General features: G+C 65.3%; 8 protein-coding genes. 4 read left to right on the top strand and 4 right to left on the bottom strand.

All coding sequences use genetic code 11. The features are described 5' to 3' along the window. Window positions 1-219, top strand: a 219-nt coding sequence (locus GGR89_RS21805) for a UDP binding domain-containing protein (protein ID WP_245201761.1), incomplete at its 5' end; no start/stop codon positions are given. Between the two features lie 533 nt (window positions 220-752). Here GGR89_RS21805 and GGR89_RS21800 read toward each other — a convergent pair. Further along, window positions 753-1823, bottom strand: a complete 1071-nt coding sequence (locus GGR89_RS21800) for a M48 family metalloprotease (protein ID WP_164521927.1) — start codon at window positions 1821-1823, stop codon at window positions 753-755. Window positions 1824-2062: 239 nt separating this feature from the next. On the opposite strand from GGR89_RS21800, the gene GGR89_RS21795 reads away from it, so the two are divergent. The 3 genes from GGR89_RS21795 (at window position 2063) to GGR89_RS21785 (ending at window position 7576) form a co-directional block, all read left to right on the top strand. After that, window positions 2063-4510, top strand: a complete 2448-nt coding sequence (locus tag GGR89_RS21795) for an O-antigen ligase family protein (RefSeq protein WP_125978342.1) — start codon at window positions 2063-2065, stop codon at window positions 4508-4510. A gap of 105 nt (window positions 4511-4615) precedes the next feature. Next, on the top strand, window positions 4616-5284 hold the full coding sequence (locus GGR89_RS21790) for a polysaccharide biosynthesis/export family protein (RefSeq protein WP_164521926.1): 669 nt from the start codon (window positions 4616-4618) through the stop codon (window positions 5282-5284). Between the two features lie 93 nt (window positions 5285-5377). Next, entirely contained in the window at window positions 5378-7576 is a 2199-nt protein-coding gene (locus tag GGR89_RS21785) for a GumC family protein (protein WP_125978338.1), read from the top strand. 162 nt (window positions 7577-7738) lie between these two features. Here GGR89_RS21785 and GGR89_RS21780 read toward each other — a convergent pair whose 3' ends face one another. The 3 genes from GGR89_RS21780 to GGR89_RS21770 form a co-directional block, all read right to left on the bottom strand. Further along, the gene (locus GGR89_RS21780) at window positions 7739-8983 is read right to left on the bottom strand and encodes a glycosyltransferase family 4 protein (protein ID WP_167713188.1); all 1245 of its coding nucleotides are present in this window, start codon (window positions 8981-8983) and stop codon (window positions 7739-7741) included. Between the two features lie 53 nt (window positions 8984-9036). Beyond that, the gene (locus GGR89_RS21775; protein WP_164521924.1) at window positions 9037-10074 is read right to left on the bottom strand and encodes a glycosyltransferase family 4 protein; all 1038 of its coding nucleotides are present in this window, start codon (window positions 10072-10074) and stop codon (window positions 9037-9039) included. Between the two features lie 79 nt (window positions 10075-10153). Then, complete coding sequence (locus GGR89_RS21770) at window positions 10154-11167, bottom strand: NAD-dependent epimerase/dehydratase family protein (protein WP_125978332.1); 1014 nt, start codon at window positions 11165-11167, stop codon at window positions 10154-10156. Between the last annotated feature and the right edge of the window lie 664 nt (window positions 11168-11831).

Raw genomic sequence — 11831 nt, 5'->3', positions numbered from 1 at the left:
TATGCGGCGGCCGAGGGTTCGGACGCGCTGGTGATCGTCACCGAGTGGGACGCGTTCCGCGCGCTCGACCTCACCCGCATCAAGAACAGCCTGAACAGCCCGGTCCTCGTCGACCTGCGCAACATCTATCCGCCCGCGGAGCTCGAGCGCGCCGGCCTGCAGTACACCGGCGTCGGCAAGCCGAGCCGTGATGTGGAAGGGGATGCTGTCGTTCAGTAAAATTCGCCAGTCATTTGCCGGTGCGGCAGGTTTATTACAGTCTAACCTCAGTTGTGTCCGAAATATATGATTGGGCTGTCCCGATGATGGCACTAAGTCACTTGACCTTCGTGTTGCTTTGGCTATTTTTATAGTATTAGTTTATTCGATATAGTGAGGTGATAGCCATGATTGCCAGAATGTCGCTAGGTGCCTTGGCCGTGGGGCTCCTTGCAACGGCTGCGGTTGCTGCGCCCGTTCGCCCCGGCATGGTGTTGCCGCGTCAGGCTCTGCCGACGCAGACCTCTCCGGCGGCGAGCGGCGCAAGTCAGCCGAAAGCTGCGCAGGAAGGGCAGGGCGTTCCGGAGCCGGCGCGTCCCCGGGTGCGGCGCAAGAATTCGTTCTTCGGGATCCCGTTGGCGCTTCTCGCCGCCGGCGGGGGCGCTGGCGTGGGGGCTGCCGTCTTGGTCGCAACCGCAAGCCCGCAATAGCCGCGGATGCAATATCGCGGCGTTGCGGCGTCGCGTGCTCTTCGTGGCGCTCCCGTTCTCGAATTAATCGGCTGTTTTCGGCGTGCTGGTCGTCGCCAGATCTGGCGCCGGGGCGTGTGCGCGGATCCCGTCGAACGCAGCGTTCGACGGGGCGAAGACGGCCACCCTCGAGGACGAGACCTGAAGCCGCGCGATCTCCGCGGCGACAATGCCGATGCGGCGCTTGAGGCCAGGATGGGTAATTGGAACATCAAACGGGCGCTTTTGTGCCGCTCGCACCAGGAAGCGTGCGGGTGCCGAAAGATCGTATCCGGCGCGCGCGAGCAAGCCAATCGCAAGCGTGTCCGCCTCGATCTCGGTGTCCTTCACCCGGGCGGATCCGAACCCGAGCTGCGAGAGCAAGGCGGATCGTCCGCGCAACGCCTCCTGGTGGCGGAGGATATTGTGGCTCATCTCGTGTGCAACGACGAAGGCAAGTTCCGCGTCATCGGTGATTTCCGTCATCAATCGGCTGGTAACGGCGACATAGTGGCCGTCCGACCAGGCATTGAACGCTTTTCCCGGCAGGACGACCCAGTGTCCGCCGCACCCCGCATCGGCCGTGAGGTGCAGTGTCCGCAGCGTATCGTCGCGCCGGAGCAGGAGGGTTGCCGCGCCCTGTCGCAACGCTGTGTCCAGCAGGGTCTCGAACGCATCGCTGCGCTGATAGGAGGCCTTGCGCCCGACCAAGTCCTGGGCAAAGCCGGCCATTGCCGTGCCGTTGAGCGCAACGATCTCGTCCCCGCGCCGAAGGCCTGCGCGATCGGCGGCGCTGCCCTCGACGACGTCCCGTACGCCGAAGCCTTCGCCCAGCCCAAAGCGCGCGCCGATCAGGCCGCGATCGCGCGCGTCATATGCGGCGCGATCATGCAGCAGCAGGCCGGTGAGGCGCTCCGGGGATTGGCAGCGGTCGGCATTTTGCCTTGCGATGCGATAGCCGACGCTCGCCAGCCGAAGATCCTGGGTGACAATGGGTGTCGCTTGCGATCCTGGCCCGCTGGCGCGGACAGGCGAAACTGCCGTCAAGGCCAGCGCCGTGGCCGCCACCGGCGCCAGTCGAACGGCCGCTACCAGGCGGCTGCGGGTACGCTTCATCACCATCACCTTCACCAACTCAGGCGAGCGGGATAGGCGATCGGCGCTTAATAATTGGTGCAGGTCAGTACACGTGTTTTCTCGGCGCAATTCGAGCCCGATGCCGATGATGGAAGGTAGCGATGCGCTCTGGTTCCTTGCAGTATGAAAACACCCGGAGTTCGCACGCTGGTGTAACTGCTGCCGGCCTGTCGATAGCGATGGCGTTGGGAGGTGCGGGCACTTCCTACGCAATACTTTTGACGGCGGTTCAGATAATTGCCATACTGGGGCTGTGCTGGCTTGTTCCCAAGCTGGCCGACGTCAAAATCGCGCCGATCACCTGGGCGGCATTGCTGGTGCTGCTGGCAACCTTGCTGATGCCGGTCTTCCAGTTGGTACCCTTGCCATGGGCCCTATGGACCGAACTGCCGGGCAGGGAACTGGCGGAAGCGATCCGAACCCGGTCAGGCCTCGCGAATAGTGCAAGCCCGCTCAGCTTGCGGCCCGAGGCGACCCTGCAGGACCTGCTCGCGCTGCTGCCACCAGCCGCAGCCTTCGTCGCGGTGCTTTTCCTCGACGAGCGCGGCAGGATGGCGGTGCTGCGTGCGCTCGTCGCCGTGGCGGTGCTGAACGCCGTGCTGGGCGCGCTGCAACTTGCCTATGGCGGTGCGGGGCTGTTCGCAGTGTTCCACTCGGCGCATCGCGGCGATGCGCTGGGCTTGTTCGTCAATCACAATCATAGCGCCACGTTCCTCCTGATCGGGATGGTCGCGTCCGGGGTCCCGCGGCTGTTCGATGGTCGCGGACGGACCGCCGGGCAGTGGCCCGTGGCGGTGGGCGTGGCGACACTGCTGGCGCTCGCGGTGCTGGGCACGACCTCGCGCACCGGCCTGTTGACCCTTCCGATCGCATTGCTGCTGTTCGCCTATCTGCGCTTTCCCCATGGCTGGCGCTGGCAATGGGGGCTGGCGGGTGCGCTGCTGCTCGCCGCAATCGTGGTCGGGCTGGCCCAGACGCCGCTCGCCCAAACGACCCTCGCGCGGTTCGCGGTGGTGGATCAAGACGGTCGCCAGACCTTCTGGAGCAACACGCTCTATGCGATCGGCCGGTACTTCCCGTGGGGAAGCGGCTTCGGCACGTTCACGACCATCTACCCGACCATAGAGCCGCTCGACCAAGTCGTCGTTCCGATCGTCAATCACGCGCACAACGATTATCTCGAACTGGCACTGGAGGGCGGGTTTCCGGCAATGCTGCTGCTCGCGGCGGCATTGTCCCTCGCGGTCTTCGCCTGGCTGCGGGCATTGTCCGCCCCGCCGGCGGACCGGTGGCAATCGCGATCGCTCACCATCGCCGCAGGCGGGATCGTGGCGATCGTGCTGCTGCATTCGGCCGATGACTATCCCTTGCGCATGTCCGCCATCGCGGTTCCCTTCGCCGCCTGCCTCGCCATGTCGTTCCCGCGCGGACGGCGTCGGCACGCGCGTCCGGGACGACCGGCGTGGCGCTGGGTGCGGCTGGTGCCGGCGATGGCTGCCGGTCTGCTGCTTGGCTGGCAGGCCGTGAGCATGGGGGTGGCTTCCTTCTTCCTGCTTCGGGACGCGCCTGGCCAGGCGGTACGGTGGCGATCGGGCAGCGCCGACGCCTGGTCGCGCATCGCCACCCAACGTGCGATCGCCGCTGATTGGAGCGGGAGTGCGGATGCGGCACGGATCGCCCTGGAGCGCGCGCCGATGGACGCGGCGGCCTTGCGCGCGCTCGGGTTGGCCGAAGCGGCGGCGAAGCGGATGGACGTTGCTGCGCAGCTGATGCTGCTGGCCGGGCAACTGGGCTGGCGCGATATTCCGACCCAACTTTGGCTGATCCAGCGTTCGAACGAGGTGGAGGATCGCGTTGTCGTGGCGCAGCGCGCCGATGGCCTGCTGCGACAGAACACGCAGTCCGTCTTGTTGCTCGGGACGCTGCGCGACTTGCTCGCCGATCCAGCGGGCGGAATCGCGGTGGCGAAGCAACTCGCCTTGCGCCCGCCATGGCGGCAGGCGTTTCTCGCCAGCCTGGGTGGCGACGGGCGGGTGCGGGGAGAGGAGATCGCCGCGCTGTACCGTCAACTCGCGGCCGCCGGCGCGCCGGCAGATACCGCCGAGTCCGCGGCGCTGCTGGACGGCCTTTGGCGGGCTGGCCGCTACCCGGAGGTGGAGGCGGTCTGGCGGGCAGCCGGGGGTGAAAAGCTGGTGGGCGATGGTGCGTTCGAGCGATCTGGCAGCGCGCCTCGCGGGATTGGTCCCTTCACCTGGCAGGCGCCCGGCCTGCTCGGCGCCAACGTCGGTATCGAAACGCCGGATCATGCCTGGCAGGGCAAGGCGCTCCTCGTTGCAACCAAGAGCATCGCCGCAGGCCCCGCCGTACGGCAGCGGCTGGTGCTTGCGCCAGGGCGCTATGCGCTGCGCTTCATGCTGCGCGACGGCGGGAAGGCAGCGACGCGCCCGTCATGGGCGATGGCGTGCGCGCCTGCCTTTTCGACAGATTCGCCTTCGCTGCCGACGGCATGGTCGGCGGCACAGCGCGGCTGGGTGCGGGGGGAGGCTCGCTTTGAAGTCGGGCCGGCGTGTCCTGCCCAGGAAATCCGCCTGATCGTCACGCCAATGCAAGGTGTGAGATCATTGTGGATAGATGAAGTTTCGGTAGCACGCATGCCTTCGAAGTAGAACATATGCGTTGTCGAGGGGGGTATTGGAGCTTGTCGTGTAATGTTGCGAGGGAGTGGGGCAGTGAAGCGTTTTAGATCGCACGTGATTCGGTCGGTAGCAGTGTTGGCATTCGGCCTGTCCGCGGCTGGCTGTGCGGGTCCCAACGTGGTGGGATCGGTGCCGCGCGGGCAGGCCGCCTATGCCACGATGCAACCTGCGCCCGGCGAAGTGGCCAAGGACTATGTGATCGGTCCGCTGGACACGCTGGATGTCGGCGTGTTCCAGGAACCCGACCTCTCGATGAAGGGGGTTCCGGTGGATGTATCCGGGAATATCTCCATGCCGTTGATCCGTACGGTGCAGGCAGCAGGTCTGACGACCGAGCAGCTCGCCCAGGAGCTCCAGACGCGCTTGTTGAAATATTATGTCCGTCCCCAGGTCACGGTCGTCGTCGCCACCTCGGTGTCGCAACGCGTGACGGTGCAAGGGCAAGTCGAGGAGCCGGGTGTCTACGACATCAAAGGCCCCACGACCCTGCTCAACGTGATTGCCCTCGCCAAAGGCGAAAACAGAACTGCGGCAATGAAGGACGTCGTTGTCTTCCGCGAGGTGGATTCCAGGAAAATGGTGGCGGTATTCGATCTGGGAAGGATCCGGCGCGGCCAGGATCCGGATCCCCGCATATTGGGGAATGACATCGTCGTCGTGGGGTATTCGAACGTGAAGGGCCTTTGGCGCGACGTTCTTCAGGCGGCGCCACTGCTCAACGCGTTCCGCTTCTATGGGCGCTGACATCCCTTCCTTCCCGTAACGAACGCTTCGGCACGGCGCGGCGGCGAACGAACCAGCCGCGCCCTGTGGCATCCTTAGAGATTGGACGAGTTTATGAGCACGGAGCATCGCACACAGGGGGGCGCGATCGCGTCTTTGGCGGGTGGAAGCTTCGCCGAGCAGCTGGATGAGCGCGCCTTTTTCGACGCGAACGACCAGCGCGACGGCGGCATGGATTTTCGAGCGTTCGGCAGCGCCATCTATCGCAGTCGCTGGCATGTTCTGGCGATCCTCGGCCTGAGCCTGATCGCCGGCGTGGCGATCATCATGATCACGCCGCCGCTGTTTCGCGCGCGCGCCAGCGTGGAGGTGAGCCAGCAATCGACCAAGGTATTGGGGACCGAGGAGACCGAGCCGGTTTTGGGCGGCGCCGAATTCGACCGCTTCCTCCAGACCCAGGTCAATCTGCTGGAAAGCCGGGCGCTGGCGGCGCGGGTGGCGACAAGCCTGCGCCTGGCCGCCGATGACCGGTTCGTGGTCGCGATGGGGGATAAGTTCGCGGAAGGCGCCACCGCCGAGCGGCGGCAGCGGATGGTTACCGATCTGCTGCAGAAGAACCTGCGCATCAGCCTGATGCCCAATTCACGCATCGTCGAGATCATCTTTACCAGCCGCGATCCGGCCACCGCGATGCGCATCGCGAACAGCTATTCCGACAATTACATCCAGAACAATATCGAGCGGAAGTTCTCGACTACCACCTATTCGCGCGAGTTCCTCAGCACCCAGCTTGCGCAGGCCAAGCAACGCCTCGAGGGATCGGAGCGGGAACTGATCGACTATTCCCGCGCGGCGAAGCTGATCGACGCAAGCGGTGGCGCCGATGCGCAGCGGGACCAGGAGGCAGGGCCAAGATCGCTGACCACCGCCAATCTGGTGAATCTCAACGAAGCCTATATCGCGGCGGAAGCGCGGCGCATCCAGGCGGAGGAGCGGTGGCGGCAGGCGAATGGGGCGCCGCTGCTCGCGCTGCCCGAGGTGCTGGCAAATCCGGCGGTGCAGGCATTGGAGGAGCGGCGGGCCGAACTGCAGGCCAATCTGGGGCAGCTCCGTCAGCGCCTGCAGCCGGATCACCCCACGGTGGCCCAAGCGGCGGCGCAGTTAGGTTCGATCGACCGGCAGCTCAATGCCCTGGCCGCCAACGTCAAGCAGTCGTTGCTCGAGCAGCAACGCACCGCGACGCGTCAGTCGCAGGCGCTTGCCCAGCAGGTGGCGCAGCTGAAGGAAAGCACCCTTTCCGAGCAGGACCGCAGCGTTCGCTATAACATCCTGAAGCGAGAGGTTGATACGAGCCGCCAGCTCTACGACGGGCTGTTGCAGCGATATAAGGAGGTAAGCGCCGAAGCCGGGGCCGCCGCGAACAACGTTATTGCGGTGGACACGGCGGAGATCCCGAAGGAACCGGTGTCTCCCCGTGTCGGTGTCATCCTCGTGCTGGGGCTGATTGGCGGGCTGGCGGTTTCCGCCTTGTTCGTCTTTGCCCGCGAGCAACTCGACGACTCGATCCGCGATCCGCAGGATCTCGAGGCCAAGCTCCATCTTGCCCTGATGGGGGTGGTGCCAAAGGCGCAGGACACGCTGCTCGATATCCGCAATACGAGCCTCCGGTCCGCCATTACCGAAGCCTATCAGTCGGTCCGCACCGCGATCGAGCTGTCGTCGCCGAACGGCCTTCCCCGCTCGCTGCTGCTGACGAGCAGCCGGAAGGGCGAGGGCAAGACGACGAGCGCCCTGTTCATCGCCAAGGCGTTTGCGGATGTCGGGCGCAAGACGCTGCTCATCGACGGCGACCTGCGCAAGCCGTCGTTGCATAGCCTGCTCGGCGTGCAGAAGGATATGGGTGGAGGTCTTTCCAGCCTGCTCGCGCGGCGCAGTGCGCCCGAGAGCGCGATCCTTCCGACGGGCTTCGAAAACCTGTCGTTCATCCCCAGCGGCCCACCGCCGCCCAACGCCGCGCAGTTGCTCGGCGGTGCGCCGGTCGCGGATCTGCTGCGTGGCCTTCAGGATGCATTCGACGTGATCATCGTCGATGGGCCGCCGGTACTCGCACTGGCGGATGCCGTCGAACTCGCCAGCCAGGTGGAGGCGACCCTCTTCGTCGTCGCGGCCGGCGGGGCGCATTACGGCCAGGCCAAGCAGGCGGCGCGACGCGTGCGGGGAGCCGCGTTGCACCTGCTCGGCGGCGTCGTGACCAAGCACGATCCCGGGCTGTGGAAGGGCGAGGGCGATTACTACATGTACGATTATGGTTGAGCGCTGACGACGCCGGGATCGGCGGCGCGATCCGTACCCAACGTAAAATGGCGCACGCGACCTTCATCGCGTGCGCCATTTTTGCTTATGGATCGGGGCGGGCGGTGCAGAGGCCGTCGATCGACGCGCGACAGGCGGTAGCTCCGGCCTTTCCGCCCGCGATCAGGGCTGAAACAGCGTCTGCAGATGGGCTTCGTAGCTGTCGACCACTCGGTCCGGCGTGAACATTGCGCCCATCGCCAGCGCGCCCGAACTGTAGCGCGCATAGTCTTCGGAAGCGATCTGCCGGAACAGGCCGAGCTTCTCGGCGAGCGCGGCGGCGCTGTCGCCATCATAGAGTTCGCCGCAAACGCCGGGGGTGACGACTTCCGGGTTTCCGCCCACCTTCGACGCCACGACGGGCACGGCGAGGCCATAAGCCTCGTAGATCACGCGTGGCAGCGGCTCGTTGTACACGGACGGGCAGATCACCAGATCGACCATGTCGTAGAATTGCGTCGCCGGCTGCCAGCCGATGAAGTGGATGCACGGATGGTCCTTCGCGAGCGCCCGCAACTGCGCGACATAGTCGGGCGCGCCATCGCCGGCGATGACCAGCGACCAGTCTCTGCCTTCCTGCGGCAGCTTGCCCGCCGCTTCGATCAGCGTCTCGACGCCCTTGGTCGGGGCGAGCCGACCGATATAGCCGAAGCGGATCGGTGCGGTGTCGTCCAGCGTGCGGTGCGCCGATGCGAGCGGCTGGTCGTTGACGTTCCACTGCACCGCGCACGGCTTCTCCCGGCCGAACGCGCCATGGCGGCGGTGCGTCTTGGCGACGAACTCGCTATTGGAGAGGAACAGGTCCACATGCTGCACCTGGTGTCGGTTGATGGTCCGGACGACCTGGCAGCTCGCGCACAGCGTTTCGCAGTTCTTGCCCGCCCGGTACATGCCGGATCGGCTGCAGATCAGGTAATAGTCGCGCATCGTGTGGATGAGGCGGGCGCCGCTGCGCTTCGCCGTCCGCAGGATGGCGGTGGAGAAGCCGTCGATGATGCTGGTGTTGATCACCTCGGGGCGCAGATCCTTGAGCAGGCGGCGAAGATCCCGGACTGCCCAGGGGTTGTACAGGTCGAGGAGATGCCACAGCGCCTTGGCGGCGCCAGAATGCGGCTTCTTGTCGTGCGGCCAGTAGATGTTGCGGATCGGCAGGACGTGCAGGGTCGGCTTGCCCGGGCCGGTGATGCCGGCATCGGCGGCGGCGCGCAGCGTTGCCGCCTCTTCGCCGGTCGGGCAGAGGCGCAGCACATGGACGTCGTGGCCGCGATTGGCGAGGCCCTCGGCGAGGGTCTGGACGGATTTCGCGCCGCCACCCACCTGGTCGGGGCGGTACGAGCGGATGATGAAGAGGATGCGCCTGGAAGCCATCGGCCTGTGCCCTTGTTGAAACATGTTGCGTGTCTGCCCGGGTGCTTCCCGCATCAGCGGTCGAGGGCAGACCTGTAGATGGCGGTGATCTCGCGATGCAGGCGCGGCATGCTGAAGCGTTCGGCGACGGTTGCCGCCATGCGGTCGCGGAATGCGGGCAGCTGGGGCCCCAGCGCCGCGATGTCGCGCACCGCCGCGCAAAAATCCTCGGCATCGGCGGCGAGCCAGCCGGTGCGTCCCGGATCGATCATCTCGACGATGCCCCCGGCCGGAAAGCCGATGACCGGCAGGCCCAGGGCCATCGCCTCCATCACCGAGCGCGGCAACGGATCGGGCGTCTCGGAAGGCACCAGCACGACGTCGAGTCCGCCATAGATTGCCGCCAACCCCTCGAAGCTGCCGTCGAAGCGCACCGCATCTTCCAGCCCGAGCGCCGCAACCGTCTGGTGCAGCGTTTCCAGATACCCCCGATCCTCCGCCGTCGCCTCGCCCCGAATGCGCAGCGTGACGTCGAGCCCCTGCGACCGTGCGGCGTGGAGCCACTGCAAGGCGAGATGATGGCCCTTGAACGGATGGATGCGGCCGCAAATCCCCAGGACCGTGCCGGGGTGCGGCGCCGGGGACGGAAGCGTGGCCATTCCGGGCGCGATGGCATTGAACACGACCGACACGTTGCCGGGCAGATCGGGGGCGGGCCAGCAGGCGCGGCTCACCAGCACGACCTGGTCGGCGGCGCGGGGGAGCGCGCGCCATATCAGCCGCTCCGTCGGCCGGACGGCGATGTCGCGCACGTGGAAGAGGGCAGGCGCGCCCCCGATCCGGCGCGACAGCGCGGCGATGCAATGCGCCTTCATGCCGTTGCTGTGGACAAGATCGATCCCGTGGCGGCGGACGATCGCCTTGAGCCCCTGCGCGGCGCGGCGCCAGTCGCCCGCCGCTGCCCACACGCTGGCCGGGCTGATCGGCCGCCGGATTGCAGCCACCTGACCGAAATCGAGAACCTCGAACGGAATGCCCTCAGCGGCGGCACGCGCAGACACCGGCCCTTCCGCCGGTACGATGAGCAGGGGGCGCACGTGCGGATTGCGCATGATGTCGAACAGCGACCGCTCCGCGCCCCCCTTGAAATTCGAGACGGGTGAAAGGAACGCAACATTATATGGCATGTGCCTAGACCTTGTAGTGCGCCCGATACCATTCCACGAACTTCGCAACCCCTTCGCGAACCCCGGTCCGGGGCCGGTAGCCGGTCAGGGTCTGGAGCAGCTGCGCGTCGGCCCAGGTGGCGGGAACGTCGCCGGCCTGCATCGGCAGCAGGTTGCGCTTCGCCTGCCTGCCCGTGGCGGCCTCGATCGCTTCGATGAAGTCGGTCAGCTGGACGGGTTCGGAATTGCCGATGTTCACGATCCGCCAGGGCGCCACCGGCGAAAGGCTGTCGCCTGCGGGAACGGCATCCCCCTCGGCCGGGCGCACCGGCGGCGTGCCGATGAGCAGGTAAATGGCTTCGACGAGATCTTCGACATAGGTGAAGTCGCGCTTCATGTCGCCATGGTTGTAGACGTCGATCGGGCGGTCTTCGAGAATCGCCTTGGTGAACTTGAACAGCGCCATGTCCGGGCGCCCCCACGGTCCATAGACCGTGAAGAAGCGGAACATGGTGACCGGCAGTCCGAACAGATGCGCATAGCTGTGCGCCATGTTCTCGGTCGCCTTCTTCGTCGCCGCATAGAACGACATCTGGTGATCGGCCTTGTCGGTCTCGCGATACGGCATCTCGGTATTGGCGCCGAAGGCCGAGGAGGTCGAGGCGAGCAGCAGGTGCTGCGGCGGATGGGCGCGCGCGGCTTCCAGCAACTCGAACGTGCCGACGATATTGCTTTCCAGATAGGAACGGGGGTTTTCGATCGAGTAGCGAACCCCCGCCTGGGCCGCGAGATGGACCACGACCTCCGGCGCTTCTTCCGCGAACAGCTCGGCAAGCAGGCCCGGCGTTTCGACATAGCCCTTGATTGAGCGGAAGTGGTTGGATCGGGTGAGAGTCGCCAGCCTGCTCTCCTTGAGGGCGACGTCGTAATAGTCCGTCATCGCGTCAAGGCCGACGACGCGAAACCCCTCGGCCAGCAGGCGAGCGCACAGGAAGGAGCCGATGAAGCCGGCAGATCCGGTTACCAACGCGGTACGCATGATGTCTCCTTACTTGGTTAGTCGGTCACGCGCCGGGGCTTCCTTGGCGATCGCTTCAGCAATGCAAGTGCTGTGGTCGCGAGGGAATGCGGGAACGCTTCATCCATCTGGACTGAAGAATGATCCCCGAAGGCTTGTCTTGCCGCGCGAATTTCAGTCCTGGCCGATGCCATTTCCCCAGGGTGTTATCGTAGCGGCGGTCTAATCAAGACCGTGCGACGAGATCGTCCTGGCCTTCGCGTGGCGGCATCTCGCCCCAATTTGTAGATGAAGCAAATAATGGTCATGTTTGCTATATCCGGAAGTCGGTGGGCGAGCGATCTAGAACTGGTGGTTGGTCCTCTAGAGGAACTATGCTGGACTGCACAGATTTGGCATCTGTGGCAAGTAGGTTTGGGGTTAGTGAAGTATAAACTTGTCTGGTTTGGGTTTGCACTGCGAAAATTGACGTGGGGTTAGACAGTATTTAACGCGTGGTCTGGTGAAAGTCATTTCGCCCTGAAGCTGCAGGCGGAGATTGGAACCTGTGGACTCTGCCTTCGGAGAGACAGAGACAGGTATTTTGACGTCCTGACCTGCCCCCGGTTGGCTCCCTCGCTTTGATGTAGAGTCTGCCCCAAGGAAGGAGCAGAGGAATGAGGAAGAGCCGTTTCACCGAGGAGCA

Source organism: Sphingomonas trueperi (assembly GCF_011927635.1).
Lineage (GTDB): Bacteria > Pseudomonadota > Alphaproteobacteria > Sphingomonadales > Sphingomonadaceae > Sphingomonas > Sphingomonas trueperi.
The sequence above is the reverse complement of the archived record's forward strand: the minus strand, read 5'-3'. Positions and strand labels throughout refer to the sequence as shown.

Excerpts from the sequence above, each read along its gene's own strand:
- GGR89_RS21780 (WP_167713188.1), bottom strand. The coding sequence starts at position 8,983 with ATGGCTTCCAGGCGCATCCTCTTCATCATCCGCTCGTACCGCCCCGAC.
- GGR89_RS21770 (WP_125978332.1), bottom strand. The coding sequence starts at position 11,167 with ATGCGTACCGCGTTGGTAACCGGATCTGCCGGCTTCATCGGCTCCTTC.
- GGR89_RS21800 (WP_164521927.1), bottom strand. The coding sequence starts at position 1,823 with ATGAAGCGTACCCGCAGCCGCCTGGTAGCGGCCGTTCGACTGGCGCCG.
- GGR89_RS21775 (WP_164521924.1), bottom strand. The coding sequence starts at position 10,074 with ATGCGCAATCCGCACGTGCGCCCCCTGCTCATCGTACCGGCGGAAGGG.
- GGR89_RS21785 (WP_125978338.1), top strand. The coding sequence starts at position 5,378 with ATGAGCACGGAGCATCGCACACAGGGGGGCGCGATCGCGTCTTTGGCG.